We start from the raw sequence: 26,107 nt of genomic DNA, 5'->3' as shown, positions 1-26,107 counted from the left end.
TCCACATCTACCCAAACCGTCTCAACCAACCGTTTTAGTTCCAATCTCAACAACAACGCGATGATAGTTGCCCTCGCGGCTCGATGTGTAATGCCATCCGATTCTTTGACTGAGGCTTGCTGTCAGCTCCAGCCCCAGGCCGTAACCCGTATTTTCTGACGATGCCGGGGAAGGGTTTTGTGCATCTGGTTCTACCGGATTGCTGATCGTAACCCTGCCTTCCTGCTGTTCAATTACAACGGTGCCCTCCCAACAGTGCTGGAAAGCATTTCGGATGAGGTTGCCCAGAATGATACGTGCGGGCACCAAAGGCACAGAGCAACTATATGGCAAGGTACTGATTTCTGTAGTCACCGGTTTGCCGGCCAAAAGATACGTCATCTCGGCCGACAACTCGCGCACCAACTCTGACAGATCGACTACCTCGGACTGAAGCGGGGCGTCCGGTTCATGATTCAGCCAGAGCAGCGTTTCAGTTAGATGCTTCATAGTCAGACTGGCGCGGTCGATACGATCGACGATGCTTTGCTCGTCCGCTAACTTTTCTCGCGTTTGAGTTAGCTTTCGGTGTAGCTCGATGTTCGAGCGGATTGTGCTGATCGGTGTCCGGAGCTCATGGCTGGCGTGTCTGAGAAAGCGTCGCTCACGGTCTACCGCTTGCTGCACCGAGGAGAGACTGTTGCGGATAAGCTCAGCCATTTCATTCAGCTCGGGATAAGAAAAATCTGGCACAGGGTGCGAGAGTTTTTCGTTGTCGAGGGAATGGGTCCAGGCTCGCAAAGCTGCCATGGGGCGGGACACATGCCACAAGAGCAGCCAGCCAACAATAGAAACAAAACCAATCACCAGCATACTGACGGTCAGAGTGAACACTCGGTTTTGCCGCGAGGCTTGAGGTAGCACCTCCGATGCTTGTCGAGGTGTCACTTTCTGACTCAGGTAAAGTGGACCGTGAGCGGTATCGTCGCGCATCGCAAAGACGATCGACTTCGGACGGCTGAACCACGCGCTGTTTTCTTGTTTAAGTAATTGGCCAGATTTGCCCGGCCCATTCGGAAAGGCCCGAAGAGCGTAGGCCGGCAAGTTACTCCATTGTGTTGCAACGTCAAAACCGCTGAACTCTCTGACCTGCTCACTTTCCTCTGCGCCAATCACCTCACTGAACGTTTGAGCTGCTTTTTCCATATTGCCGGCCATCGCCGCATCGAGCCCCCGGATGAAATGCTCCTTCGCGACCAGTGTGTAGGCAGCGACCAGAATGAGCCCCAAAGCCACAAAGGAGGCTATCAGAACTGTTTTGAGGCTGATCCTGGATCTAAACATCTGTTTTGGCCGTTCCGGGAGATTTGAGAGCAAAGCCGGCTCCGCTGATCGTGTGCAGCAGCGGCTCGTCAAAGGGCCCATCGATGGCCTTGCGCAGGTTGTAAATATGCACCTTGAGGCTGTTGCTATCGGGGTGGTCATCCCCCCAGGCAGAGTCCATCAGCTCCTCACGAGATACCGGGGACGGTGAGGCACGCATCAGGCGTTCGAGCAGTCGCCAACTCGTGGGCGACAATTTCAGGGCCTGACCGTTTCGCTGCACGCTCTTCTCACTGAGGTTCATCTGCAGATCACCGCAGGTGAGTTTTTGAATCTGGCCGCTGCGTCTGTGTGAGAGCGCCCGGACCCTGGCCAATAGCTCCTCCATTTCGAAGGGTTTAACCAGATAATCATCGGTGCCGGCGTTGAATCCCTGCAGTTTATCGTCAAGCTGATCGCGCGCTGTCAGCATCAATACGGGGGTATCGATGCCCTGCTCCCGTATACGCTGGCAAAGGCCAAGCCCGTCCAGGCGAGGCATATTGATATCCAGCAACAGGACATCGTAGCTGCTTTGTTTAATCAAATTCAGCCCGGCAATGCCGTTGCTAACATGGTCACAGATGAACCCCTCCAGCTCCAGGTATTGCACCAGCGTCTGAGCCAGGTCGAGATCGTCTTCGGCCAATAACAGTTTCAGCATGGATCGGACTCTTGTTTATCTGGCCCCACAGTAAACCAGCGGCGAATATCTGTGAATCTTTCGGTCACATCGTGCTGAATAGCGACCAGTACAGGTATCAGAATGAGGGTGATGACGGTTGCGAACATAATCCCGTATCCCAATGCCACGGCGGCTGGTATCAGAAACTGTGCCTGCGCTGATGTTTCAGACAGCAGAGGCGCCAGGCCGGCAAAGGTTGTGAATGACGTCAAAAGAACCGCACGCAAACGGCTCCGGCACGCTTTACTGATCGCTTCGATTTGATGATCTGCATCGGGTTTCAGTTCATTGTAACGAGACACCAGCAAAAGACTGTCATTCACGACAACACCGCTGAGCGCAATAATACCATTGAGCGACAGAATGCTGATGGAAAGATCGTTCATCCAGTGCCCCAGGATTGCTCCGACGATTCCAAATGGAATGGCGGTCATGATCAGGACGGGCTGAATGTAGGATTTCAGGGGGATTGCCAACAGCATGTAGATGACCAACATGGCGATCATGAACACATGCACCATAGAGTTCTGTGTTTCTGCCTGTTGCTCCGCTTCACCGGCAAAATTGATATCCAGCCCCGGGTATTGCCGCTCCAATGTCGGAACCAGATCCTGCTGCAGGCTGGCGACCAATTCAGACGCCGACAACATGTCCTTGTCCACTTCGGCGGAGAGATAAAGCGCCCGCTTGCCGTCAATCCGGGTAATGGTATCCCTGGAGTAGCCGTAGGTGACCGTAGCAACACTGGACAGGGGCAGCACTGTGCCGTCGCCTGTGCGAATGTTGGCACTCAGTACGTCCGTTGGGTTTTCCCGGGCACTTTCCGGGTAGCGAACTTTAACCTCTACTTCGTCGTTATTGCGCTGATAGCGTTGTACCACCTGACCACTGAAGGCCTGAAGCACCTGCTGGGCCAGCGTATCGGTGCTCAGCCCCAGGGCCTTGCCCTGTGCATTGAGTTCCAGGAACAGGCGGGGCTGGCTGGCTTCGATGTTGTCTTCAATGCCACTGATCGCCGGGATGGTTGCGAGCTGTTCCTTGATATCCCGTCCGGCTGCTGTCAGCAATTCATCGTCAGAAGCCCTCAGCTCAATACGAAGTGCGTCTACCGATCCGCGCCGGCTGGCGACACTAAGGGTGCGCACACCTTCCGGCAGGCCAGCGCTGCGTTTCCATTGGTTGGAAAAGGTATTGATATCGTATGGGGAGTCCGACGCCAGCTCTACCGTGACTGTGCCGGCCTGGTCACTTCCGGAAAGTACCTGAAGGTTGGCAATGCCGGTTTCTGCTTCGACGTTGGCGCGCTTAATAAGTTGCTCATCCACCTGATGAGCTTTTTGCTCCAGAGCAAGCAGAGCGGAATGAGTCAGGCCAAAGCTGGCGTCGGTTTCCATGGCGACGTTTGCCCGGACCGTGTCACCAGGTATGTTCGGAAAAAAACTGGTCTTGACCGTACCGTTAAAAGGCATCGCCATAACCAGTGCAAACAGAGCAAGGAATAAAACCAGAACGGCATACCGGTAAGCAAGTGCCCAGTCGATAACGGTTTTATAGATCCGGTCGTTGAACCACTGAAGACCAGAATCTGCTCCATGCTGGATACGTCGCCAGATTTCAAGGAGCGGGTTCTTGCTGGCTCTGCGGTGGGTATTCAGGTGTGCCAGGTGGGCCGGCAGAATGAGCTTCGACTCGACGATGGACAACAGCAGACAAATAGTGACGACGGCAGCGAACTGGGCGTATATCTGCCCAAGCTTGCCGCTGAGATTCGACAGGGAATAGAAGGCCACTACGGTGGTAAACACACCGAAGAGTGTGGGCACCGCCACGCGCAGGGTGCCTCGGATGGTGTTGCGAAGGGTGTCGCCATCCTGTTTGCGCACGGTGTAAACGCTTTCGCCCACAACCACGGCATCATCCACCACAATTCCCAAAGCCATGATGAAACCAAAGGTGGTGAACTCGTTCAGCGAAAGACCGGCAAACCGGTCGCCCATGAAATACAGGGTTCCGAAGAAGATAAATGGCAGACCCATGGATACCCAGAACGCCACTGTCAGGTTCAGAAACAGCGCCAGAAGAACGAACACCATCAAAATGCCGGTCAGTGCGTTGGTGACGAGCAGGTCCAGCCGTTCACTGATAGAGGTGCTCCGGTCGTACCAGCTGGTAAGCTCTACGCCCTGTGGCAGAGCTCCGTTGCCGTGCCATTCTTCGACTACCTGCTTGGCCGCTTCAACCGTCTCGGTGATGTCGTCCAAGCCGGTGGTGATCACTTGCAGAGCAATGCTGTTTTCGCCGGCAAAGCGGGACAGCACCGCGGTATCATCATCATAGGTGTCGTTAATGAAAGCGAGATCACCCAGGGCTACAATCACACCATCGCTGCTGGTGATCAGAGGAATGGCTGCAAATTCTTCTTTAAGATAAGCCTGTTGCGAAGCTTTCAGTTGAAGATAGACCTGTTCATTTTTCAGGACCGCTGTCATTGTGCTGGAGGAGCCCTGATTGATCGCATCCTCGACATCCGACAGGGACAAACCGTAGGCCTGTAAACGCCCCTCATCGATCTCTATCGACATCATGGGGTCAAGCCAACCGGATTTGCTGACCCGGCTGATGTCAGCCTTTGCCAGCAGGTCAGCTTTCAGTTCTTCGGCCAGTTGCTGCAGGGTGTGACGGTCGGTTTCACCATGGAGCTGCAACCAGAGCGAGTGCTCCTCACGTTCCGCTTTTTCAATAACCGGGCTCTTGGCATCGGCCGGGAAGGTGGAAATCGCATCCACTTTGTTTTTTACGTCCCGCAACAACACATCCAGGTCGTAATCACTTTTCTTTTCGATAGTAACTTTTGTGCCGCTGGAGGTAGACGTACTGGTGATGTCATCTATGCCGTTAACATCTTCCAGCTGTTCCTCGATCTTGATAGCCAGCCCTTCTTCCGACTGCTGTGCTGAGCCACTGTTATAGTTGACCGAGACAGAAATGCTGTCTGGTTCTGTGCTCGGAAACGCTTCTTTGCGAAGATCTCCAACCTGGAGAACGCCAAGGCCGATCACCAAGATCAGCAGAAGGTTGGCCGCAACCGGGTTATTGGCAAACCAGGGTATGATGCCTTTGTTCCAGCTTTGATCAGTCATCGGACGCCTCCACCGGATGAACAGCCATGCCTGGCAGATAGGTGCTCAATGGATGCGTCAGCACGTTCACAGTTTGGCCGTAAAGGGAGGCTGGTGGACGGATATAGATGGCCTGCTCATCTCTGGCAACCGGGTCTGCAGAGAACCTGGCCAGAACGCCATCGTTTACGTACCAGACTTCCCCTCGCTGGCTGAGTGAGGACGAAGGCAAGCGCCAGAGATCGCTCAGTTCACGGCCCTCGATTTCCGCCCTGAGGAATGTACCAGGCGCCAGCATGCTGGCCTGCTCCAGTGGCCGATCTAAAGCTGCGATCACTGACTGCTGTCGGCTTGTCTCATCCAGGTGCAGTTGCGTGCGTTGGATATAACCTTGCCATTGTTGCCCGGTTTCAACAGAAACCAGCTTTACCGGCCATTCACCGTTATCCAGCACTTCGATACCCGGCAGCTTCTGCCAGTCGAGTTGAGATAAAGGCAAAGAGATCTCGATTCGGTCCACACTGTAGAGTTCAGCTATGTCGTTACCGGCCTGCAAATAGCTGCCCGGTGAGACTGAGCGGCTGACAACCAGCGCGTCAAAAGGCGCTTTAACACGGGTTTGCGCCAGATCTTTTTTGGCACTGATTACCGCAGCTTCGGCGTTAGCGACTGCCGCTTGGGCTTGTTTTACTTGAGGTTCATGCAGGACCAACGAAGAGTCCGGCTCGCCGGTCATTCCGGAAGCCTTCCACTCCAGAACGGCCTGCTCTGCTTCTCTTTCGGCCTCGAGAAGATCTACCTGCGCACTGGCCAGATCGTTTTCTGCACTGGCAAGCGCTGCACGATAATCGCTGTCTTCCAATGCCAAAAGAAGGTCGCCCTTGCTTACGATACGTCCGGATTCAAACGCGCTTGCCAGTTCAGAGACCTGACCGGAAACCTGGGCAGTGAGAGTTATCTCATATCGCGACCTGGCCGCACCAAAAGCTTCAACGTTGACGGCATGAGATCCTGTTATTACCGGAATAACACCGACATCCGGTGCAATACCCCCATCCTCTTTCGCGGGCAGTGATCGACTTTCCTGTTCCTGAAGCTTCTGACCGTTATAAAGGAATACGGTGATCAGCACGCCAACGGCGGCCAACAAAACAAGCCATTTTGCGTATGGTCGGGTCATGACTGATCGGTCTCCTTGATGCCCAGCCCCAGTGCAAGCCCGAGTGTGATTCGGTTGCCCAGACGTTCGTAGTTTAAGTCGTTAAGTTGTGATTCCAGATCAAAGGTCTGCTGTTGCACTTCGAGTAGGTCGAGTACAGAAACCAGACCATTCCGGTATTTCTGCTGGTACTGCTGATAGTTGCGGCGGGCACTCAGCAATGCGCTGTCTATCTGCTGTTGCTGTTTGGCCAGACTTGATTCCTGGCCGATTGCATTTTCAACTTCCTGCACTGCGTTCAGTAAGGTTTCCCGGTATGCCTGATAGCTCCTGGCTGTGGTCAGTTCGGCGGCTTCCGCATTGGCTTTCAGCTCACCTCCACGAAACAAAGGCGCCGTTAATTGACCAAGCAATGACCAAACCGGGTTTTTCAACAGAGCCTCGCCGGGCGATGTGCCTGTGTCGCTCAGGGCCGCTCCCAGGCTGATCGATGGCAGCATTTCTTTGTAGACAACAGACGTACGAAAGTCGCTTGCTTCTATGGCCAGATAGCCTGCTTTAAGGTCTGGTCGGCGCTGTAACGTCTGGTCGGCAAGGTCGGCCAGGGGCAAAAGAACTTGCGGGTAGTCGGCGGCAATGGCCGTGCTGCCATGACTCCGGCCGAGCAACAGGTTCAAAGCTCTTTGTTGCTGCTGCAGGGATTCCTGAGTGGCAAACAGCGTCGCTCTGGCACTGGCTGCCGAGCTTTGGGCACTGTCGAGGTCCTCAAGGTCACCCAAACCGGATCGGTAGCGCTGAAGAATCCACTGTTCGTTTTTTTCCAGCAGTTCCACGCGTTGTTCTGCGATAGCAACAGATCGATTCAGATTAACCAGCTTCAGCCAGCCCTGCATAACCTCGGCTGCGAGCGTATCCCGGGCAGCCTGGTAGAGAGCCAGCTGTTCGGCGACATCGCTCTCAGCTGCCGACGCCTCATCAGAGATCTTCGCCCACAAATCCAGTTCCCAGCTGACGCTGATGCTGCCGGTGTAGAAAGTATCGAGGTCTTCCGTTTTATTGGCGCCGAAGCCAGCCTCGACCTCGGGGAGCTGGTCTGCCCGAGTCGCCCGGTATTGAGCCTGGAGAATTTCGAGGGAAAGCAGCGTTTGCCCCAGATCCGGGTTGGCTGCGCGCGCTTCGGCAATCAGCGCGCTCAGAGCATCGCTATTGACCAGATCATCCAGGTAGGCTGTTTCGGAACCTTCGTCCAGCTCAGACCAGGAGACAAGGTTCTGACGGTCAGAATCGGCCTGAGCCAGATAATCCGGGCTTGTGGACAACGAACTGCAGCCGGCAGCAGTCAAGCAGCACAAAGCAATCAGTAATACTTTCGAGCAGGGGAAGCGACACATAAACAAAATCCAGTCAGGCACGATCGGGGCTGCGGTAATCGACTGGATTCAGACTATCGAAAGGCTGGTTAATGGAGGGTTAAGGTCTTCAAGGACTGACTTTAAACTGGTCAAGCGCAAATGCTGTTTTAGGTGTACTGTAGTTGAGTAAGCTGTGAGGCAGCTAAGGCCTCGAGGCGCCAGCGCCTCTTGATCATCACTAGTTTTGCGGTGGATGTTTCTTTGGGTTTAATACCAGGCCAGTCTGTCCCCAATCCGTTCCAGCAAAAAATCGATGAATACCCGAACCTTGGCCGTTAATACGTTGGATTTCGGATACACCAACCAAAGTGCCGGTTCTACGTCCATTCGGAAGTCTGGAAGGACTTGTACCAAAGCCCCGGCTGCAAGTTCTCGATGAACACTCCAAAGGGCGTGCATGGCGATTCCCGCCCCCTCCATGGTCGCGATTTTGTGACTCAAACCATCGTCAATAGTCAGTCGATTCTGAGAATCACGAGGGTTGAACTGCCCCTTTTCCCCTCGGGGGCCAACCAACGCTATCGTAGCCTGGGATTTAAAAGCCACCAATTGATGGGACTTCAAATCATCGGGATGCTCCGGAATCCCCCATTTCTTCAGGTACTCTGGGGATGCGCAGAATATGCGCCTGTCGTCGGCCAGCTTTCGCGCTTTCAGGTTGCTGTCCGGTAACACAGCATCCCTCAGCGCGAGGTCGAAACTGCCTTGGATAAGATCCAACTCCATATCTGACAACCGCAGATCCAGATTGATGCCCGGATACATCTCCAGAAACGCAGGTACCAGCGGCACAACGTATTGCTGAGCGAAGGTGCTGGATGCAGCGAATCGCAGGGTGCCCGACACGTGCTCATTGCCGAACCCCATTGCCGCTAGTGCAGCGTTCTCCTGCGCCAGAATTTCCTTTGCGAATGGCAAAAACTCCGCGCCCTCAGTAGACAGTGCCACTTTCCGAGTGGAACGCCGCAGAAGATCGGCCCCGACCGTTTTCTCCAGTTTGGCCAGCCTTGCACTGGCGACAGCCGGAGGCATGCCCAATTCCCGCCCGGCGGCACTGATGTTGAGTTTCTCCGCCGCCAAAACAAACAACTTTATTCCTTGAGTGTCCACGCCTTTATATCCATTTTGCGAATTCTGAAAACCATTATTAGCCATTTATTCCGATTATACGACCCTCTATTCTGTTCGGTAGATACCTGAACAAACCACAGAATGAATTGGAGGCACACAATGAAAGCGATGGTTCTCAACCAATACGGCGAGCAGGCAGCGTTTGAGCAAACGGAAATGGCCACACCCTCGGCGCAACCCGGCCAGGTGATCGTCCGCGTTGCGGCAACGAGCATCAACACCGTCGACACCATGATCCGCCAGATGGGCAAGGATCTCCCCCTTTCCCCTGACCTGCCCGCAGTGCTCGGCATGGACTTCGCCGGAACTATTGAGGCGGTGGGCGAAGGTGTGACTGGCTTTGTATCCGGCGACGAGGTGTACGGATGTGCTGGCGGCCTGGCCGATTTGCAGGGTGCACTGGCTGAGTTCATGCCCGCTGACGCACGGCTAATTGCTCACAAGCCCAAGAGCCTGTCGATGCGTGAAGCAGCCGCTCTACCCCTAGTTGGTATCACTGCATTTGAAGGCCTTCAAAGAGCCGGCGTAAAGGCCGGACAGAAAGTGCTGGTCCAAGGTGGAACTGGCGGCGTTGGCCATGTTGCGGTTCAGCTGGCCAGGCATTTCGGAGCCAATGTCTATTCAACGGCCACGGGTGACCAGGCATTCGATATCATCAAAGGTTACGGCGCTACGCCGATTGACTACAAGACTGAAACCGTTGCCGACTACGTTCAGGCCCACACTTCAGGCGCCGGGTTTGATGTGGTTTTCGACTCCGTTGGCGGCGCGAACCTGGCCAACAGTTTTGAAGCTGCGGCCCTCAATGGCAATGTGAGCACGACCGTAGCCATGGTTGAGTTGGATCTCACCGCCGCTCACTTCAAAGGTCTGTCGATTCATGTGGTCTTCATGCTGATTCCCATGTTGCACAACCATCATCGGAAAGTGCACGGTGACATTCTGTCGCAGTTGGCGCAGATCGTGGATCGAGGTGGCCTTACACCCCTCCTGGATGAGCAGACATTCAGCCTCTTGGAGGTGGGAAAAGCCCATGATCGCCTCACCAGCGGCCGGGCAATCGGCAAGGTCGTTGTGGAGGTCTGACAATGCTGGCATTGAAGGGAAAGGCCTGTCGGTTCGGCCAGCCCCACTCGGATGCGTTGAATGCCAGGAAATGTAAGGCAGTTGCGACAGCTATCGAAGAGTTGGTTGTCCAGAAACTGGACTGAAAAGTGTAAGCCAGCAACTCACCGGGGCTGCCATGTGGAACCGAGGCCGGGGGGGGGACCAATTACCCTCTCGATGCCGCTTCTGAAGGGGCGCACCTATGTCTCGCCGGACAGAGTCTCGATAATTCGGCAGTCCATAATAACCCCGCCGTCACAACACGCACTCAACCTTTCCAACTCGTGTTCCATCGCACGCAAATCTTTTAGTCGGGAGCGGACTTGCTCCAACTGTTGCTCAACTTTGGCATCGACGCCAGCACAGGAGTCCTGCTGTCGGTCGGCTAACGAGAGCAGTTCACGGATGTCGTCAAGGCTGAATCCAAGCCCCCGGCTTCGTCGGATAAACAGCAACCGCGAATGATCCGCTTCGGAGTACAGGCGATAGCCGGATTCCGAACGGGCGGCTTTCGGTATGAGCCCAACTTTTTCATAGTATCGGATGGTTACGGGCTTGATGCTTGTGTGATCAGATAGCCGACCGACCGTGTAGCGTTTTTCGCGCATCGCCATTGACCTTATAGTAACTATAACCCTCAGTATATCGATACATTGCAAGTTTTAGGAGGGTTCATCGTGGACAGTTGCTGTGAAAACAAGGCCGGTGAACTGGCACAACTGAGAGCGAGTCAGAGCCGGGTGCTTTACATTGCGCTTGCCATCAACGCGGTGATGTTTCTTGTGGAGTTCAGCGCTGGCTGGATTGCAAACTCCACTGCCCTACTGGGCGATTCGCTGGATATGTTCGGCGATGCGTCTGTCTATGCGCTGACACTCTTTGTGCTGGACCGAAGCCGCCGCGCACGCGCTGGGGCGGCCCTGTTTAAAGGCGGCTTTATGCTGCTATTCGGTATCGTTGTCGTGGCCGATGCGATACGTAAGATCTTAATTCAGGAGGTACCCGCTGCTGACTGGATGGGAGCGGTCGGCGTCCTTGCACTGCTTGCAAATGGCGTTTGTTTCGCATTGCTCTACCGCCATCGCGCGGACGATCTCAATATGCGTTCCACCTGGCTGTGTTCCAGAAACGATCTGTTCGCCAACAGCAGTGTGATCATTGCTGCTGGACTGGTCGCCGTCACCAATACTCTATGGCCCGATATCGTTGTGGGCCTCGCTATTGCCGCGCTCTTCCTGCACTCCGCCTGGCATGTCATCCGTGAAGGTATGGAGGAATGGCGTGCCGGTGGCGCTGAAACTGCCAATCAATCGGACAAAACTGAGGCCGACACCACTGGAGACAGCTGCTGCTCGTCATCGCAAAGCACCTGTGCCAGTGAATCCGGAGGAAAATCCAGGTGACCAACAATGACCAGGTAGTCCCATGGTGCCTGCTGCTTACGGCCTGGCTTCTGGCCGTGGTGTCCTCGCTTTCAGCCCTCTACATCGGGGAAGTTCTCGGGCAGGCTCCGTGCGTTCTGTGCTGGTTTCAGCGCGCCTTCATGTTTCCGTTGGCGGTGATTCTCGCAGTCGCCTGCTACTACTCGGATTTTAACGTCTGGCGCTACGCTCTGCCCCTTGCGGTCATTGGCGCCCTATTCGCACTGGCCCACTCGCTGCTTTACATTGGGCTGATTCCACAGCCTATTCAGCCCTGCACAGCCACAGGTCCTTCCTGCTCAGGTGACGGAATGACGATTTTCGGCGGGTTGCCGCTACCATTCCTGTCACTGGGTATCTTTGTTGCCATCATCGTTCTGCTTTTGCTTATCCGTCGGAGAATTCATTCATGAATCGTCGTGTCATCGTTATTGTTGTATGTCTACTGCTGGTCGCAGCCTTTGGGGCCGCTGTCCTGTTCAAGCCACAGCCCCAGCAGCCGCAAAAAACGGCGACCACCAGTGAAAAGCCCATCGCCACTGCCCAACCGGTCGCAAATCAACAGGCTCTGGTTCGCTTCCATTCGCCCACATTCGGGCCTGCCGATGCACCGGTGACCATCGTTGAATTCTTCGACCCTTCCTGTGAAGCCTGCCGGGCGTTCTACCCCATCGTGAAACAGGTTCTTGCTGAGTATCCAGGACAGGTGCGCCTGGTTTTGCGATACACACTGTTCCACCAGGGCTCTGAGAAAGCCTCCAGGATTCTGGAAGCCGCTCGCCTGCAAAACGTCTACGAACCGGTGCTTGACGCAGTACTGGAGGCGCAACCTGACTGGCACGATGACCCGGAGGTTGCTAAGGCCTGGGAGGCAGCCGAGGCCGCAGGTCTGGACTTGGCCAAAGCTCGTGAAGACATGCAATCCGAACGGATAAACGCCATCCTTGAGAAGGACATGCAGGACGTAGAAACCATCGGTGTTCGGGGCACCCCGACCTTTTTCGTGAATGGCCGCCGACTCACGGAGTTTGGTGCCAAACCGCTACTGCGCCTTGTTCAGCAGTCGCTCCCGGACGCAGAGCAATAGTCCATTGCCGTCGAGTGAAACAGGGGTGGCTTGACGCTTTCGACCTCCTCCCGAACTCAGCGAATTGAGGAATCACGGAAATGCCTGATCTTGCGACATGGGGAATGCTGGCTGCTTTTTTTGGCGGCCTGGTGTCTTTTTTCTCTCCCTGCACTCTGCCGTTGGTTCCGGGGTATCTTTCGGTCGTGACGGGCGGCACCGTCACAGACAGTTCGAATCGACTGAAAGCTCTGTGGCTCAGCATCTGTTTTGTCCTCGGGTTCAGCGTGGTCTTCATCGCTTTTGGTGCCAGCGCCAGTCTGCTCGGTCAGTGGTTGATGGCCTACCGTCGGGAAGCCAACCTGGTGGCGGGTATTCTGATCGTGCTGATGGGGCTGTTTATGCTGGGCTGGTGGAGCCTGCCCGCACTACAGCGCGACTGGCGCTTTGGGCAAACTCTTGAGGGGGGACGGCCCACGGCAGCGTTTCTTCTCGGTTTGGCCTTTGCCGTCGGCTGGACACCCTGCATCGGTCCGATACTGGGCGCTATCCTGGCGCTCAGTTCCACCCACGCAAATGCCGAGACCGGCATGCTGTACCTGGCCGTGTATTCCATGGGCCTGGCACTTCCATTCCTGGCAACGACCCTCTTCATCGAAAAGTTCCGGGCGCGAGTGCGCTGGATGAGCCGCTGGAGTCAGTCACTGAGAATTCTGGCAGGGCTGGTTCTGATCGTTATGGGGGTAATGGTGCTGACCGGTCAAATGACCCGGTTCGCATCATGGATGTTATCCACATTTCCGGTACTCGGAAGGCTGGGATGAACCGTGAACTCAGGACGTTCTACCTTAAGAATCTGTTTGGGCTGGGCCTTTATAATCACCAGGAGGAAAAAATGGGGCTTATTCACCAAAGACTGCTATGCGGACTTCTGGTTTGTGTTTTGTCTGCCACGGTATTGGCAGCCGATCTCAAGGTAACGGATGCCCGGCTGAGGCTGCTGCCTGGCGATCTGCCTGCTGCCGGTTACTTCAGGCTGGGCAACACAAGCGGCGGATCTGTGACCTTGGTAAGAGCAGAGAGCCCGGCTTTTGAACAGGTGACAATGCATCAGAGCACCCAGAACAACGGAATGTCAGGCATGGAGCCCGTGCCAACACTTGAACTTGCGGCGGGAAGCGCTGTTGAGTTCTCGCCAGGGGGCTACCATCTCATGCTGATGAAGCGACGGAGCCCGATCGAGTTGGGAGATGAGGTGCCAATAACGCTCGTTTTCGCAGATGGGCAGCGTCTGTCACTATTATTTAAGGCCGTGTCTCCAGCGGCTATGTAGGAGGTGAATAGATGGGTAAGCAATTCTTTCTCATACTGACTGTATTACTGCTGGCTGGCTGTGGCGAACAGACCTGGCAGACTACCCATATCCCGGGGGCGATGCCTGAACTCAAATTCAGGCTCACAGATGAAAATGGTCGTGCGGTGAACGCCGACGACTACCTTGGTAAGCCTACATTGCTCTTTTTTGGCTTTACGAACTGCCCGGATATCTGCCCGACTACCCTCGCACAGCTCGCGAGTGCCGCAAGGCAGTTGGATGAAGAAGTAAGAGAAGATCTGCAGGTCCTGTTCGTATCGGTCGATCCAGCGCGGGATGATCCGCAGACGCTACGCAGCTACACCGATGCTTTCGGGCCGCAGTTCATCGGGCTCACCGGCGATAAAGCAGAGCTTGACGCGCTTACAGACCGGTATAGCACCACTTACAGCTACGGCGATAAGGATGAATCCGGCAATTATGACGTTTCGCACTCAGGTGCCGTGTTCGCATTCGATCGCGAAGGTGACATACGGCTTTTGATCCGAGCCAGCGACCCAGTGGACGCGATTGTTGCGGATCTACGGCAGCTCTCCGAAGTCAGCTAGCGTTTGAGGGTACCGCACGCCCCCTTCAAGGATCACACTACAGGTTAGATTTATGGCGAATTTTTCAAGCATGACGCGGAAGAAACACTGAGCCGGGAGGCATTCATGGGCAAAGTTGTGCTACTCAATATGTGCTGCTCTATCGAGATGGATATGAAGTTGCACGCCTAACAGGCCCAAAGAACTGGCACAGCCCAGAGATGGTTGAACTTCTCCGTAATGCCATCAATGCTGACCACGGAAGTACGCAGAATGCGACGGCAGCGGACTAATAAAAAGCTTGAGTTGTGAGCGCGGGGCCCTTCAGGAGGGTCCCGCCACCATTCATTCAAGGAGAAACCAGCCGCCAACATTTGACCCTATAGTTGCTACAGGGTTCATAACTGTGGATCAATCTTCGCTGATAGAGGCAGAAATGCACGACCACAGTCACGATCACAGCCATCATTTCGACACCCACAACCGCTCGTTTGCCATTGCGGTGATTCTCAATACCCTGTTTGTCGTCATCGAAGCGGTATACGGCGTTGTGTCCGGATCGCTCGCACTGCTCGCCGATGCCGGTCACAACCTGAGCGATGTTATGGGACTGATTCTGGCCTGGGTGGCCAGTTGGCTCGCCAGCAAGGCAGCAACATACGGCAAGACCTATGGTTTAAAGAAGACCACCATCCTGGCGGCTCTTTTTAACGCTCTGATTCTGATCGCCGCTGTCGGTGGCATTACCTGGGAAGCCATTCAACGACTGACAGATCCCGCCGACGTCGCCGGTCTGACCATCGTAGTGGTTGCTGGCATTGGCGTACTGATTAACGGCGCCACCATGATGCTGTTTCTCAAAGGGCAGAAAGGCGACATCAATATCCGGGGCGCCTTTTTGCACATGGCCGCAGACACGGCGGTTTCGGTGGGCGTTGTGATCTCCGGCATGATACTGATGTTTACCAACCTGACCTGGATTGACCCGATCGTCAGCCTTATCATTGCCGTTGTGATTTTCATGGGCACCTGGCAGCTATTGAAGGACTCGGTAAAGCTGGCGGTCGATGCCGTACCCAAGGGCATTGATCCTTCCGCGGTCCATGAACGCCTTGAGAATTTACCCGGTGTACAATCTGCCCATCACCTCCATATATGGGCATTGAGTACGACCGAAAATGCGCTAACCGTTCACCTGGTGAAACCGGACCCTGAGAGCGACGATCAGGTCATTAGTGAAGCCGCTGAAATGCTCAACGAGCACTTTGGCATCCAGCATACGACCATCCAATGGGAGCGAGGGGATGATCGATGCCCGAACAAAGCTCACTGCGTGGTGCAATAGTGCTGGCAATAGAGCTGTTTGGAACGATGCTCTTTCTCAGTTGCCAATTCACTCAATCATTTGAAGCATAAAACGCAGACACTCAACCTTCGGAGATTTTGCATGCAAAACCGCACCCTCGCTCTGGGTCTTATTGCCTTGAGCCTGATTCCGTTCAGCGCTGCCTTTTTGTTCTATGAACGCCCCCAGGATGCGAGGGATAGCACCACTCGGGACACCACGGCCGATAAGCCCCCTCTGGTCAGAGACTATTCGCCGGTCATTGGCCCGGAAAACGCCCCGGTCACGATCGTTGAGTTTTTTGATCCCTCCTGCGAGGGCTGTCGGGCCATGTATCCCTATGTGAAACAGATTCTCGCCGAATACCCTGATGACGTGCGTCTGGTATTGCGCTATGTGTTGTTTCACGGCGGTTCGGAAGAAGCCGTGAGAATTCTTGAGACAGCGCGCATGCAGAGTGTTTACAAACCCGTGCTTGATGCAGTCGTGAAATCACAGCCCCAATGGCATGATGACCCAAAAGTGAAAGCGGCCTGGGAAGCAGCAGAGTCGGCTGGGCTAGACGTAGATCTCGCTCGCGACCAGCTCGACTCACCTGACATTGATAAAATTATCAAGCAGGATATGGGCGATGTTCAGAGCGTCAAAATAAAGGGTACACCAACGTTCTATGTTAATGGTCAGGAGCTGAGCAAGCTGGGACCACAGGAACTGTACGATCTGGTGAAGTCAGAAGTTGATGCGCTGAACTGAACAACACCACCTATCCGGTAATGCCATGTCACTGCTAGACTACCTTTTGCCTTACGATTTCTCGCCGTTGACCGTGCTGAGCTACATGCTTGTGTTGGGATTCTACGGCGTTGGTCTTCTGCGAATGCCCGATGAAGATCGGCCTGGCGTGCTGAGAATTTTCGCATTCGTTTTGGGCGTAATGATCTGTTATGGCGTCATGCAAACCCGCTTCGACTACTACGCCCAGTATATGTTCTTCGTACATCGCGGCCAGCATCTCATTCTTCACCATATCGGCCCGATCCTCATCGCCCTGTCGAACCCCTTGCCAGTGATGCGATTCTGGCACGCCAAAATGACACCCAGCCTGAAAAAAGGCTTCAGGCCAGTGGGTTGGGTGTATCAAGTGCTTCAATACCCCCTGATCGCCCTGATTCTGTTTGTGGGGCTTATCTATTTCTGGCTCTGGCCGTCAATTCATTTTGACGCCATGCTCAGCCGGGATCTGTACTGGATCATGAACTGGAGCATGTTGCTGGATGGCCTGCTGTTCTGGTGGCTGATCTTTGACCCGCGACCGCCCGCCATCACCTCATCGCTGGGGTATGGCAAACGCATGCTGATTCTGGCTGCGGCAGGCGTGCTCCAGATGTTTCTGGGCGCATGGATCGTATTTTCCAGAGACATGGTTTACGACGTTTACGAAGTCTGTGGCCGTGCCTGGCCCCTGGACCCGGAAGTCGACCAACTCCTTGGAGGCATGCTGACCTACATACCACCGGCCATGATGAGCATCCTCGGTATTCTGCTTATCCTTCGTCGCGCCATGCATGAAGATGGGAAATACACCAATCATTCCAAAAAATTGAAGGAAACAGCGTCATGAGCACCCGTTTCTGGCGACATCGCACTAAGACCCTACCGGCCATTTCATTGCTGGTGGTATCCACACTGCTGACTGGTTGCTTTAGCAACGATGAGGGCTGGCATGGAAAAAACATCAGTGGCCTGATGCCCGAGCTGGAATTCGATTTAATCAACAGCCAGGGCACCCCTGTTTCAGGGGATGATTACAGAGGCCGCGTGAGGATGCTGTTTTTCGGGTTTACCTCGTGCCCCGATGTTTGCCCGACGGCGCTGCAAAAACTCAATCAGGCAACCAGTGGCCTGGACCCAAAGCTTCAGGAAGAAGTACTCACTTTGTTCGTGAGTGTCGATCCTCGACGTGATACGCCTGAGCGCCTCGCAAAATACGTGGATTTTTTTGGTGACAATATTGTGGGGCTCACCGGAAAAGAACCTCAACTTCGCGAACTGGCCAAACGATACCGAACTACTTTTGGCTATGAGGAACCGGACCCGGACGGCAACTATGCAGTTTCTCACAGCAGCGCGGTCTATGTGTTTGATCGCGAGGGCAATCCGCGGCTACTCATTCGACCAGACCTGAGCGCCCAAGAGATTCGCGATGACCTTGTAGCGCTTGTTCAGGAGGACACCTGACATCAGACAAAAGCCTTTTGGTTCAATCGACACCGAGGGCGGCTTCGATGAACCCTTGGCCCAGGGCTTCCGCCAATTCAGCGCCATCATCCAACGCGGGTGAGAATGCAATGTACAGATCTTCTTTGTTGGCAAGCCCGGCATATCTCAACGGGTTTCTTTCTTCTCTCGACTTGAAGTGGTAATTCAGCACTCGTTCCTCTGCGACCAACGCATCGACACGGCCCAGCTTGAGCATTTTTATAAGACGAGGCAAAACCCTATCACCTCTTAGAGTGACTATCCGGTCTTCATCGTTACGGTTTGCTTTAATATAGTCCTCATACAGGCCGCCGTACGAGTAATCCTGAATCACCCCAATGCGTACCGCCTGCAGTGATTCAAGCCCGTGATACCTCCAGTTTGAGGTAGGAAGCGTATAAAAGCTGTGTCGAGCAATCGCTAATGGTTCCGTCGGAAAATAAAAATCCGGTGTTTCCAATAGACCTGCCCCCACTATCGCATCATAGTGCCCATTTCGAACCTCAATGATCGCCCTGCTCCAGGGGATCTCATAATACTCAACTCGAATCCCTTCTTCGGCCAGCGCGTCTGCCGCCCTTTCCACAAGGAGGCCGCGGTGCTCCGGATGCTCTTTGCAATTGAAAGGGCACCACTCGTCCCCTACCAAGGTTACGGTTCGTTCCTCTGCTAAGCCCTCGCCGGCCGCTAAAAAACACGTCAGAAATAATACAAAGCGAGGAATCATCTTCGACTCCCTAAGATGGAGAACATATAAAACCAGTTTAGACGATTAGCAACCGATAATTACAGTTTGCAGATCACCACAACGCTTCAGGCCATCGGCCCCAGACGGTCCAGCAACAAACCGTCTCCGGCTGCTCGAATTTCACCAGACATCCAAAATAGTCAGAAAACGCTCGATGGTTTCTTTGTGCCCAGCGCCCGGCAACGCAGTGTATGCCGCTAGCAGGTTTGCAGAACCAGCATGTGTAAATTTGACAAATTCTTGATACTTCCATGATCTGCCCCTGACGAAACCACCTCTACCCTGCACTCCTCCAGAAATGCTACCCAAGAGTGCCGTCATGACTTCATTTCTCTTCAAGAATCGCTCCCTGCCCGACCGGTTATACCAGTGCTTCAAATGGGCCGGTGCCTACACACCAATATTGATGCTCACTAGCACAATTCTTCTCCTTGGGGGCTTGTCCCGGGTACTGCTTGTACTGTGGCAATTTGATCGTGTTGCTGCGACTCCTGTGTGGCCTGATATTTTTTTTCACGGCTTGCGGGTAGATCTGATCATGGCCGGGCTGGTGGCAGCACCGATGGTGTTGATTCTGCCATTTCTTGGCCACCGGTACTGCTGGACAATCTGGAAGCGCCTGACAGCAATATGGGCCCTGGTTGTCGTTTTCTCGTTCCTGTTCATGGAAGTATCCACGCCAACTTTCATCGCTGAATACGATACCCGGCCCAACCGTCTGTTTATCGAATACCTGAATTATCCCCGCGAAGTGCTAGGCATGCTTTGGGAAGGATATTTACCCACTGTACTGTCGGGCGTGTTTTTGGTTGTAATGCTTACCCTACTCTTCACCCGTTTTATGCGACCATGGCTACACGAAACCAAGCCCGGCAGTTACCGCAAAGCCTTACTGTTATGGCCCGTGGTGGTGTTGGCGGTATTTATCAGTGTTCGCTCCACAACAGGCCACCGCCCCGCCAACCCCGCCATGTTTGCGCTGACCTCCGACGCTCTTGTGAATTCGCTGATCCTAAACTCAACCTGGTCAGTTGCGTTCGCGATCTATAATCTCAAGCACGAAGCAGACGCCAGTGACAGCTATGGCTCAATGGCAATGCCAGCCATGCTGGATGAGGTACGGAACGAGCCATGGCTCAGCGATATCGAGTTCAGGTCCGAGCAGTTTCCGACGTTGCATCACCAAACCCCAGCAAGAAAGCGCGCAAGACCTCTCAATCTGGTGATCGTACTTGAGGAGAGCCTGGGTGCGACTTTTGTGGAATCATTGGGCGGAAGACCGGTAACTCCCCAGCTTGAATCGCTGAAGGACTCTGGCTGGTGGTTCGAAAACCTGTACGCGACGGGCACGCGATCGGTTCGCGGCATCGAAGCAGTGGTGTCTGGTTTCCTACCCTCCCCGGCACGCAGCGTGGTTAAGCTATCGCTATCACAGACCGATTTTTTTACGCTCGGGGAACTGTTGAAGAGAAAAGGCTATGACACCGGTTTCATCTATGGTGGCGAAGCCCATTTCGATAACATGCGCAGCTTTTTCACCGGTAATGGCTTCGACACGATTGTTGATCAACAGGATTATCAGGACCCCACGTTTACCGGAAGCTGGGGGGTCAGCGATGAAGATCTGTTCGAAAAGACCCATCAAGATCTCAAACAACTCCATGCGTCGGGGGAACCTTTTTTCCGATTGGTTTTTTCGTCCTCCAATCACACGCCGTTTGAATTTCCTGACGGACGTATTGAACCGTACGATCAGGAGAAAAACACCGTTAACAATGCTGTCAAATATGCAGACCATGCCCTGGGTAAGTTCATAAAATCTGCCCGGAACAGCGACTATTGGAAGGATACGCTGTTTATGATCGTTGCCGATCACGACGCCAGAGTCTGGGGCAGTGAGCTGGTACCCATCAAAAACTTTCAGATTCCCGGGCTGATTCTGGGGGCCGATATCGAAAGCCGACGAATTCAGACCGTCGCCAGCCAGATCGATCTCGCGCCAACGCTTCTTTCGCTAATGGGCGTTGCTGCAGAGCACCCGCTGGTGGGACATGACCTGGCAGCCTTCCCCAATGCTCCCGGTCGAGCGATCATGCAGTTTAACGACTATTACGCCTGGATGGACAACCGCTTCAATGTCACTGTGTTGCGACCCGACCAGGCACCTATAGCGGGCGTGTATTCCAGAGAAACAGGGCAGACTCAATACCTGGAGCAGGCGCCGAATGAGAACCAGGTCAGAAAAGCACTGGCCCACGCTCTTCTGCCACTAAAACTATACAGCGATCGCTCCTATGGCTTGCCCGGGGAATAACCCGGGCCTAATCCTCACGAGACATCGTTAACGAACATGGCATCAAACCAGGGTGTCGATCTCAACCTGGAATTCAGTACCACGGTCATCTGACTGTAAAATTTTGAGCTCCCAACCGAGCCGCTCACAAACCAGACGGACAATGAGCAAGCCGAAGGTTGTGTTGTTTAGTTGATCCGTTTTGGCTAGTCCCTCCCCCGATACGCTCGACAAACTGAGATTCTCTGCCACCGTATCCGGAAGCCCTGAGCCAAAATCCTTTATCAGAATTCCGTCCGGCAGGATATGAACTTCAACAGCCGATAGCGTATGTCGCAGGGCGTTCTGCAAAAGATTTCGCAGCAACATACGCACAAGGACAGGATGCGCCCTGACTCTCAGATCCGGATACCCATCGAATACCGTGATACGACCGGCCTGGGCTGGGCTGCCCTGTTCCAGATCATCAATTGTATTCTGCACAATCTCCTGTAACTGGATAGTTTTGGCTCCGTCGCTCGACGTCTCACTACGGGCGAGTTCCAAAAGAACTTCCGTATCGTCGCGCATGGTCTGCATGGCACGGCGTATCCGGCCCAGGGTTTTCTGGTCGGCCGCTGAGAGACTCTGGCGTTGCTCCAGCACATTCAGGGCACCACTCATCACAGCCAGAGGTGTGCGAAGTTCATGGCTGGCCAGTTTCACAAAGGATTTTTCCCGTTGGATATGTCGTTCAAGTTCCGAGAGGAAGCGGTTGAATGCGTCGGCAATGTCGCAAAACTCTTGGTCTCGGTAATTGGTCGAGATTCTTGGCATTGCAGACCCAGGCTCCGTGCCCAGCACCTCACGAATGAGCTTTCTGAATGGCCGCACCAGATACCGGGCACCCGCACGGGCAATAAAATAGCCGACCAGAAGCATACCGGCCGCCACAAAGACCAGAACAAGCTGAACCAGGTATTCACGGTTCTCCATGATGGTAATGTCCTGGGCCAGGAAGAGTTTGCCCTCGGGCTCTTTCACCTGCTCGCCGACAATCAGCAGCGTCGTCTCACCCACCTCGACCTCCCGGGAAAGTGGCAGGTTGTGAGTCTGAAAGTAGTGAGGCAGACCCGCTTCCATGTCTCCCTCGGGCAGGAAGATGGCTTCCAGTCGTGCCGTTTTCACGGGCCTGAACTGACCTTTGCGGAGCTGGTCCTTGAAATACTCCGCATCGGCCTTCAGTTCAAGATCCAGAATGGTGTTTTCAACGTCATCAACAAACTGTTCAACAATGAACAGGGATGCCGCTGCAGTGGCAGCAATAAGGGCGAATAAGGTTCGGGTCAGGCGAGTGGTCAGCGATGACTTCATGCTGTATCCCGGTCCTCGTCTTCTGGAGACTCAAGGCGGTAACCCCGTCCATGGACCGTTTTTACCAGGCCGGCACCAAGATGTGAGTGCAAGGATCGTCGAAGGGTGTAGATGTGGGTGCGCAAACTGTTGCCTTCGGCATCCCCATACCGAGCGCCTCCCCAAACAGCATCACTCAGCGCCTCATGACTGAGAAAATTTGGATACGCGCGTATCAGCAGTTCGAAAAGGCGAGCTGGTGTACCTGTTAGCACCGTCTTCAGTTCCCTGAACCGGACTTCCAACGTGCCTGGATCAAACCGGATCTCCCCCGCTTGAAGAACCGGCCTCTGTGGCGAATGACGCCGATGAAGCGCTTCGATTCTCAACTGCAGTTCCCTTAGTTCAAACGGTTTTACGAGATAATCATCCGCACCGCAATCGAACCCTTTTTCCTTGTCGCTCAGAGCACTGAGGGAGGTCATCAGAATAACAGGAACCGCGCACTGCAGGTCCTGACGAATGCGCTGGCAAATATCAAACCCATTAACCCCAGGCAGCATCAAGTCAAGAACAACAACATCATAACTCTGCGTGGCCAGAAGGTGCAGGGCTGTCAAACCGTCAGCAGCGAAGTCGAGAGAGTAGTGATCTTCGCCCAGAAACTCGTACAGATTTTCCGCAAGGTCAACCTGATCTTCCACAATCAGCAATCTGATAGGCGGCCTGTTAGCTGTCATTCAAGCGAACTCCACTGGCGTCAGAGACGGGTTGCTGATCCCCCTGCAAAACCTCAATTGCCAGCAATTGGTAGCGGCGGTTTTCAAGGACTCTGGTAGCCGACCCCGTTAACTCAGCTACCTGCCGGGCAGACCAGTCTCGGGGAACTGCCAAATAAAGGTGTCGATAGTCGCCTTTTTGTTGCATATCGATCACGCCTTCCTCCGTGACCTCCCGAGCCGCTCCCTGCGAGTAGAACCTGGCCGAAAAAGGGATATCGTCCAGATAGAGCAATGGGCTGTCATCGGTCTTTCTTGTCTGCTGATAGTAGAGTACCAGTTTTTTTTCTGTTTTCAGTGTCTCCCAGCCTGTCGCCGCCACGCCCACGAAAACGGTCAGTAAGAGGGGAACGAGCCCCACCATAACGACCCGTCCCCGAAACAACCAACCAGATTCCAGTTCCGCTACCCAACACCCGATCAGGAGGGCCGTAAATGGCAACGAGGGCAGAACATAGGTCCAGAGCGTATTGCCAGCAACCGTAAAGAACAACATCGGGGCTAAGGCGCTCATCAGCAAAAAACACGGGCCGGAGACCGAGACGGCGTTGCGTATGACGTCTGAACCCCGGCCTTGAAACCAGCCAGCAACCAAGCCCGCCAGAGCAACAACGCCCCAGGGGAACGACGCCCACAGCCAAAATACCCAAATCATACCTTTTGGTTGGTCATGCGCACTGCCGTAAAGATCGCCAGCCCACCCCGGGTCCAGAAACCGTCGAATGTGCTCGCCGACAATAAAATAGTCCAGAAATCCAGGCGTTTTAAGTTCCGCCAGCACATACCACGGACCGACCAGAAGAATTGTCAATACTGCCCCTCTCCACCAAGGGAGCTTTCGTAAACTGCCGACCTCCTGCCGGGACAACAGTAGCCACGAAACTATTGGAATTCCGATCAACACAACAGCCAGCGGGCCCTTCGAGAGCAACCCGATGACCACTCCTATAAAGAAAAACCATTGCCAAAGACCGCGTTCACCCGACATCACCAGCCAGAAGCTGACCAGAGCCAGGGTCGTTCCGAGGGCCAGAAAAGAATCCGTCATTACCGCGCCGGCACTGATGTAGGTCAGAGCCATGGTGGCAAAGACCAGACTACTCCATTTCGCCGCCTGAACATCCCAGATCTGCCGCGCCAAACGCCAAACCAGCCATACCGTGGCAATGGTTGCCAGCCAGGACGGCAAACGCAGCGAGAATTCCGAGATACCCAGCACCTTGATAGCCACCGCCTGGGCCCAGAAAGACAATGGTGGCTTTCCCCAAAACGGCACACCGGGCTCAAACCAGGGGGTAATCCAGTCGCCGGTTTCGGCCATCCATCGAGCGATTTCCGCGTAGCGGGGCTCGGTAGTGTCGGCGAAGGGAAAAAATGCCATCCCGATAAACCGGCTGATCAACACAGCTGCCAGCACCAGTAGCCAAAGGCTAAACCGCTTTGACATGACGCGTCTCCACCGGATTTTCGCCGACCTGGCGACTCTCGCCAACCGGATTTTCCACCACATCTTCCGTCAGATAGACGGGGCGCTGCTTCGCTTCCAGGTAGGTCTTGCCAACGTATTCCCCGACGATGCCAATACTCACCAACTGAATCCCTCCCAGAAAACTGATAATGGCGACAAGTGACGGGTAACCACTGGTAGCATCCCCCAACATCATGGCCTTGACCACAATCCACAGCCCGAACATCCCGCCGATACTTGCGGCAATAAGCCCGATGATTGTCGCCCAGCGCAGTGGTGATACTGAAAACGAGGTCAACCCTTCGAGCGCCAGCCCGACCAATCCGGGGTAATCCCACTTTGTTTCCCCGGCTGCTCTTGGTTCGCGGTCGTACTGGATCACTTGGGTTGGCATGCCTATCCATGCAAACAGCCCTTTCATGTAGCGGTTGCGCTCCTTCAGGGTAAGCAACGCATCAACCGCCCTGCGGCTCATCAGCCGAAAGTCCCCAGTATCTACCGGGATATCGGTCCGGCTGGTCCGGTTCAACAACCGGTAATACAGGTGGGCACTCCAGCGCTTGAGAATGGTTTCCCCACAGCGGGAACGGCGCTGCATCAAGACAACGTCGGTACCGGATTGCCAGCACTCGATCATAGCCGGTATCTGCTCAGGCGGGTCCTGCAGATCGGCATCCAGCACAATCACTGCGTCACCTCTTGCATGCTCCAGCCCCGCCGTTACTGCGGCCTCCTTGCCGAAATTCCGGCTTAACTTAACCAGGCGAATGCCGGGATTGCGCACGATCTGGCTACGGATGTATCCGGCGCTACCATCCTCACTGCCGTCATCCACCAATACAATCTCGTGATGCTCGTCGAGTGCAGCGAGAATCGGTAGAACACGCTCAAGGAATAGCGGTAGCATCACTCGCTCGTTGAGAACGGGCACCACCACCGACACCAGGCTTCGGCCTGCGCGGCCGACGGAATGTTCAGTATCTCTGTTCATAAAACACCAGTCTCTGATAGACCACGTAGTTCAATGCCGCTACCAGGCCGGTAGTAGCCACCTGAGAATGCATGACTGGCAGGCCAAGGGCGTGATTGAGCATGTAGAAAAAAACCAGGTTGCAAAACCAGGCGAGGCCGCAGGACGCCAGGTAGCGCCATACCGTGGACCTGTGGGGGCCGGCGTTACGGAAAGCCAGATGGCGCTGAAGCCCGTAGTTCATTACCGCACCGGAAAAACTTCCACCCGCTGTGGCGAGCGTGGGTTCAAGTCCGGCACCGACCAGTCCTGCCATGACAAACCAATGAAACAGCGTGGCCAGACCGCCAGCGGTAAGAAACCCCCTTAGTTGGAGAGATAGGCGTTTGTGCATGACGTGCGCAACCATATTGAACCCGGGAAAGATGGACAAACGATGGGTACAAAGGTTAGCCCGCCCGTTGTGAGGGCTGCGTGGAGGTTTCGTCAAGAAAGTGTCAAAGTAAAGGGACTATCTCACCGTATCGGCAGTGAGCCAGATAACCCGGGCCATATCGCAACGAGAGTTAC

General features: G+C 54.5%; 26 protein-coding genes. 13 read left to right on the top strand and 13 right to left on the bottom strand.

The genetic code is table 11. The annotated features are described in order from the left end of the window. Nucleotides 1-21: 21 nt before the first annotated feature. The 6 genes from AC0B60_RS02855 to AC0B60_RS02830 all read right to left on the bottom strand — a co-directional run bounded on the left by AC0B60_RS02855 (nt 22) and on the right by AC0B60_RS02830 (nt 8,805). The gene (locus tag AC0B60_RS02855) at nt 22-1,356 is read right to left on the bottom strand and encodes a HAMP domain-containing sensor histidine kinase (RefSeq protein ID WP_465083836.1); all 1,335 of its coding nucleotides are present in this window, start codon (nt 1,354-1,356) and stop codon (nt 22-24) included. Continuing rightward, the gene (locus AC0B60_RS02850; RefSeq protein WP_465083834.1) at nt 1,316-2,005 is read right to left on the bottom strand and encodes a response regulator transcription factor; all 690 of its coding nucleotides are present in this window, start codon (nt 2,003-2,005) and stop codon (nt 1,316-1,318) included. Before AC0B60_RS02850 ends, AC0B60_RS02855 begins: the two co-directional genes overlap by 41 nt. Beyond that, nucleotides 1,999-5,166, bottom strand: a complete 3,168-nt coding sequence (locus AC0B60_RS02845) for an efflux RND transporter permease subunit (protein ID WP_465083832.1) — start codon at nt 5,164-5,166, stop codon at nt 1,999-2,001. The genes AC0B60_RS02850 and AC0B60_RS02845 overlap by 7 nt, the downstream gene beginning before the upstream one ends. Next, complete coding sequence (locus tag AC0B60_RS02840) at nt 5,159-6,325, bottom strand: efflux RND transporter periplasmic adaptor subunit (protein WP_465083831.1); 1,167 nt, start codon at nt 6,323-6,325, stop codon at nt 5,159-5,161. Before AC0B60_RS02840 ends, AC0B60_RS02845 begins: the two co-directional genes overlap by 8 nt. After that, nucleotides 6,322-7,623, bottom strand: coding sequence for a TolC family protein (locus AC0B60_RS02835; RefSeq protein ID WP_465083829.1), 1,302 nt, complete (start codon nt 7,621-7,623; stop codon nt 6,322-6,324). The genes AC0B60_RS02840 and AC0B60_RS02835 overlap by 4 nt, the downstream gene beginning before the upstream one ends. A gap of 300 nt (nt 7,624-7,923) precedes the next feature. Continuing rightward, nucleotides 7,924-8,805, bottom strand: a complete 882-nt coding sequence (locus tag AC0B60_RS02830; protein WP_465083828.1) for a LysR family transcriptional regulator — start codon at nt 8,803-8,805, stop codon at nt 7,924-7,926. Nucleotides 8,806-8,946: 141 nt separating this feature from the next. On the opposite strand from AC0B60_RS02830, the gene AC0B60_RS02825 reads away from it, so the two are divergent. Together AC0B60_RS02825 and AC0B60_RS02820 are read left to right on the top strand one after the other, a co-directional pair. Continuing rightward, a complete protein-coding gene (locus AC0B60_RS02825) occupies nt 8,947-9,933 on the top strand; it encodes a zinc-dependent alcohol dehydrogenase family protein (RefSeq protein WP_465083826.1) in 987 nt (328 codons plus the stop codon). 2 nt (nt 9,934-9,935) lie between these two features. Next, entirely contained in the window at nt 9,936-10,058 is a 123-nt protein-coding gene (locus AC0B60_RS02820) for a hypothetical protein (protein ID WP_465083825.1), read from the top strand. A 96-nt stretch (nt 10,059-10,154) separates the two neighbouring features. Here AC0B60_RS02820 and AC0B60_RS02815 read toward each other — a convergent pair whose 3' ends face one another. Continuing rightward, on the bottom strand, nt 10,155-10,562 hold the full coding sequence (locus tag AC0B60_RS02815; protein ID WP_465083824.1) for a MerR family transcriptional regulator: 408 nt from the start codon (nt 10,560-10,562) through the stop codon (nt 10,155-10,157). Between the two features lie 69 nt (nt 10,563-10,631). On the opposite strand from AC0B60_RS02815, the gene AC0B60_RS02810 reads away from it, so the two are divergent. From AC0B60_RS02810 to AC0B60_RS02765, 10 genes are all read left to right on the top strand, one after another. Beyond that, nucleotides 10,632-11,357 carry a cation diffusion facilitator family transporter gene (locus AC0B60_RS02810; RefSeq protein ID WP_465083822.1) on the top strand — a complete coding sequence of 242 codons (726 nt, stop codon included), beginning with the start codon at nt 10,632-10,634 and terminating at the stop codon, nt 11,355-11,357. Next, nucleotides 11,354-11,788: a disulfide bond formation protein B gene (locus AC0B60_RS02805; protein ID WP_465083821.1), complete on the top strand. Its 435-nt coding sequence runs from the start codon at nt 11,354-11,356 to the stop codon at nt 11,786-11,788. The genes AC0B60_RS02810 and AC0B60_RS02805 overlap by 4 nt, the downstream gene beginning before the upstream one ends. Next, nucleotides 11,785-12,462 carry a DsbA family protein gene (locus AC0B60_RS02800; RefSeq protein ID WP_465083820.1) on the top strand — a complete coding sequence of 226 codons (678 nt, stop codon included), beginning with the start codon at nt 11,785-11,787 and terminating at the stop codon, nt 12,460-12,462. The genes AC0B60_RS02805 and AC0B60_RS02800 overlap by 4 nt, the downstream gene beginning before the upstream one ends. Before the next feature lie 80 nt (nt 12,463-12,542). Then, nucleotides 12,543-13,265, top strand: a complete 723-nt coding sequence (locus AC0B60_RS02795; RefSeq protein WP_465083818.1) for a cytochrome c biogenesis CcdA family protein — start codon at nt 12,543-12,545, stop codon at nt 13,263-13,265. Continuing rightward, nucleotides 13,262-13,774, top strand: a complete 513-nt coding sequence (locus AC0B60_RS02790; RefSeq protein ID WP_465083816.1) for a copper chaperone PCu(A)C — start codon at nt 13,262-13,264, stop codon at nt 13,772-13,774. The genes AC0B60_RS02795 and AC0B60_RS02790 overlap by 4 nt, the downstream gene beginning before the upstream one ends. An 11-nt stretch (nt 13,775-13,785) precedes the next feature. Beyond that, on the top strand, nt 13,786-14,364 hold the full coding sequence (locus AC0B60_RS02785; RefSeq protein WP_465083814.1) for an SCO family protein: 579 nt from the start codon (nt 13,786-13,788) through the stop codon (nt 14,362-14,364). Nucleotides 14,365-14,779: 415 nt separating this feature from the next. Beyond that, a complete protein-coding gene (locus AC0B60_RS02780; protein ID WP_465083813.1) occupies nt 14,780-15,688 on the top strand; it encodes a cation diffusion facilitator family transporter in 909 nt (302 codons plus the stop codon). A 102-nt stretch (nt 15,689-15,790) separates the two neighbouring features. Next, a complete protein-coding gene (locus AC0B60_RS02775; RefSeq protein ID WP_465083811.1) occupies nt 15,791-16,441 on the top strand; it encodes a DsbA family protein in 651 nt (216 codons plus the stop codon). Between the two features lie 25 nt (nt 16,442-16,466). Then, on the top strand, nt 16,467-17,309 hold the full coding sequence (locus AC0B60_RS02770; protein ID WP_465083810.1) for a cytochrome c oxidase assembly protein: 843 nt from the start codon (nt 16,467-16,469) through the stop codon (nt 17,307-17,309). Continuing rightward, nucleotides 17,306-17,926 carry an SCO family protein gene (locus AC0B60_RS02765; RefSeq protein WP_465083808.1) on the top strand — a complete coding sequence of 207 codons (621 nt, stop codon included), beginning with the start codon at nt 17,306-17,308 and terminating at the stop codon, nt 17,924-17,926. The genes AC0B60_RS02770 and AC0B60_RS02765 overlap by 4 nt, the downstream gene beginning before the upstream one ends. 22 nt (nt 17,927-17,948) lie before the next feature. Here the strand turns inward: AC0B60_RS02765 and AC0B60_RS02760 are convergent, their stop codons facing one another. Continuing rightward, entirely contained in the window at nt 17,949-18,674 is a 726-nt protein-coding gene (locus AC0B60_RS02760) for a substrate-binding periplasmic protein (RefSeq protein ID WP_465083806.1), read from the bottom strand. A 340-nt stretch (nt 18,675-19,014) separates the two neighbouring features. Here AC0B60_RS02760 and AC0B60_RS02755 point away from each other — a divergent pair, with 340 nt between their 5' ends. Further along, nucleotides 19,015-21,009 (top strand): LTA synthase family protein, encoded by a 1,995-nt coding sequence (locus AC0B60_RS02755; RefSeq protein ID WP_465083804.1) that lies wholly within the window; start codon nt 19,015-19,017, stop codon nt 21,007-21,009. A 42-nt stretch (nt 21,010-21,051) separates the two neighbouring features. On the opposite strand, the gene AC0B60_RS02750 is transcribed toward AC0B60_RS02755, so the two are convergent. The 5 genes from AC0B60_RS02750 to AC0B60_RS02730 are packed head-to-tail and all read right to left on the bottom strand — an operon-like array spanning nt 21,052 to nt 25,931. Further along, nucleotides 21,052-22,341, bottom strand: coding sequence for a sensor histidine kinase (locus AC0B60_RS02750; RefSeq protein ID WP_465083802.1), 1,290 nt, complete (start codon nt 22,339-22,341; stop codon nt 21,052-21,054). Beyond that, nucleotides 22,338-23,060 carry a response regulator transcription factor gene (locus tag AC0B60_RS02745; RefSeq protein WP_465083801.1) on the bottom strand — a complete coding sequence of 241 codons (723 nt, stop codon included), beginning with the start codon at nt 23,058-23,060 and terminating at the stop codon, nt 22,338-22,340. Before AC0B60_RS02745 ends, AC0B60_RS02750 begins: the two co-directional genes overlap by 4 nt. Beyond that, nucleotides 23,050-24,546 carry an ArnT family glycosyltransferase gene (locus tag AC0B60_RS02740; protein ID WP_465083799.1) on the bottom strand — a complete coding sequence of 499 codons (1,497 nt, stop codon included), beginning with the start codon at nt 24,544-24,546 and terminating at the stop codon, nt 23,050-23,052. Before AC0B60_RS02740 ends, AC0B60_RS02745 begins: the two co-directional genes overlap by 11 nt. Beyond that, nucleotides 24,530-25,558, bottom strand: coding sequence for a glycosyltransferase family 2 protein (locus AC0B60_RS02735; RefSeq protein ID WP_465083797.1), 1,029 nt, complete (start codon nt 25,556-25,558; stop codon nt 24,530-24,532). The genes AC0B60_RS02740 and AC0B60_RS02735 overlap by 17 nt, the downstream gene beginning before the upstream one ends. After that, nucleotides 25,542-25,931 carry a GtrA family protein gene (locus tag AC0B60_RS02730; RefSeq protein ID WP_465083796.1) on the bottom strand — a complete coding sequence of 130 codons (390 nt, stop codon included), beginning with the start codon at nt 25,929-25,931 and terminating at the stop codon, nt 25,542-25,544. The genes AC0B60_RS02735 and AC0B60_RS02730 overlap by 17 nt, the downstream gene beginning before the upstream one ends. Nucleotides 25,932-26,107 lie beyond the last annotated feature (176 nt).

Source organism: Marinobacter sp. V34 (assembly GCF_055524115.1).
This window is presented reverse-complemented; position numbering and strand designations above follow the sequence as displayed.

Bases quoted from the DNA above. Each gene is read 5' to 3' on its own strand.
- AC0B60_RS02850 (WP_465083834.1), bottom strand. From the start codon at position 2,005: ATGCTGAAACTGTTATTGGCCGAAGACGATCTCGACCTGGCTCAGACG.
- AC0B60_RS02770 (WP_465083810.1), top strand. From the start codon at position 16,467: ATGTCACTGCTAGACTACCTTTTGCCTTACGATTTCTCGCCGTTGACC.
- AC0B60_RS02760 (WP_465083806.1), bottom strand. From the start codon at position 18,674: ATGATTCCTCGCTTTGTATTATTTCTGACGTGTTTTTTAGCGGCCGGC.
- AC0B60_RS02845 (WP_465083832.1), bottom strand. From the start codon at position 5,166: ATGACTGATCAAAGCTGGAACAAAGGCATCATACCCTGGTTTGCCAAT.
- AC0B60_RS02730 (WP_465083796.1), bottom strand. From the start codon at position 25,931: ATGCACAAACGCCTATCTCTCCAACTAAGGGGGTTTCTTACCGCTGGC.
- AC0B60_RS02795 (WP_465083818.1), top strand. From the start codon at position 12,543: ATGCCTGATCTTGCGACATGGGGAATGCTGGCTGCTTTTTTTGGCGGC.
- AC0B60_RS02740 (WP_465083799.1), bottom strand. From the start codon at position 24,546: ATGTCAAAGCGGTTTAGCCTTTGGCTACTGGTGCTGGCAGCTGTGTTG.
- AC0B60_RS02800 (WP_465083820.1), top strand. From the start codon at position 11,785: ATGAATCGTCGTGTCATCGTTATTGTTGTATGTCTACTGCTGGTCGCA.
- AC0B60_RS02825 (WP_465083826.1), top strand. From the start codon at position 8,947: ATGAAAGCGATGGTTCTCAACCAATACGGCGAGCAGGCAGCGTTTGAG.
- AC0B60_RS02765 (WP_465083808.1), top strand. From the start codon at position 17,306: ATGAGCACCCGTTTCTGGCGACATCGCACTAAGACCCTACCGGCCATT.
- AC0B60_RS02790 (WP_465083816.1), top strand. From the start codon at position 13,262: ATGAACCGTGAACTCAGGACGTTCTACCTTAAGAATCTGTTTGGGCTG.
- AC0B60_RS02735 (WP_465083797.1), bottom strand. From the start codon at position 25,558: ATGAACAGAGATACTGAACATTCCGTCGGCCGCGCAGGCCGAAGCCTG.
- AC0B60_RS02815 (WP_465083824.1), bottom strand. From the start codon at position 10,562: ATGCGCGAAAAACGCTACACGGTCGGTCGGCTATCTGATCACACAAGC.
- AC0B60_RS02820 (WP_465083825.1), top strand. From the start codon at position 9,936: ATGCTGGCATTGAAGGGAAAGGCCTGTCGGTTCGGCCAGCCCCACTCG.
- AC0B60_RS02785 (WP_465083814.1), top strand. From the start codon at position 13,786: ATGGGTAAGCAATTCTTTCTCATACTGACTGTATTACTGCTGGCTGGC.
- AC0B60_RS02840 (WP_465083831.1), bottom strand. From the start codon at position 6,325: ATGACCCGACCATACGCAAAATGGCTTGTTTTGTTGGCCGCCGTTGGC.
- AC0B60_RS02755 (WP_465083804.1), top strand. From the start codon at position 19,015: ATGACTTCATTTCTCTTCAAGAATCGCTCCCTGCCCGACCGGTTATAC.
- AC0B60_RS02775 (WP_465083811.1), top strand. From the start codon at position 15,791: ATGCAAAACCGCACCCTCGCTCTGGGTCTTATTGCCTTGAGCCTGATT.
- AC0B60_RS02745 (WP_465083801.1), bottom strand. From the start codon at position 23,060: ATGACAGCTAACAGGCCGCCTATCAGATTGCTGATTGTGGAAGATCAG.
- AC0B60_RS02780 (WP_465083813.1), top strand. From the start codon at position 14,780: ATGCACGACCACAGTCACGATCACAGCCATCATTTCGACACCCACAAC.
- AC0B60_RS02750 (WP_465083802.1), bottom strand. From the start codon at position 22,341: ATGAAGTCATCGCTGACCACTCGCCTGACCCGAACCTTATTCGCCCTT.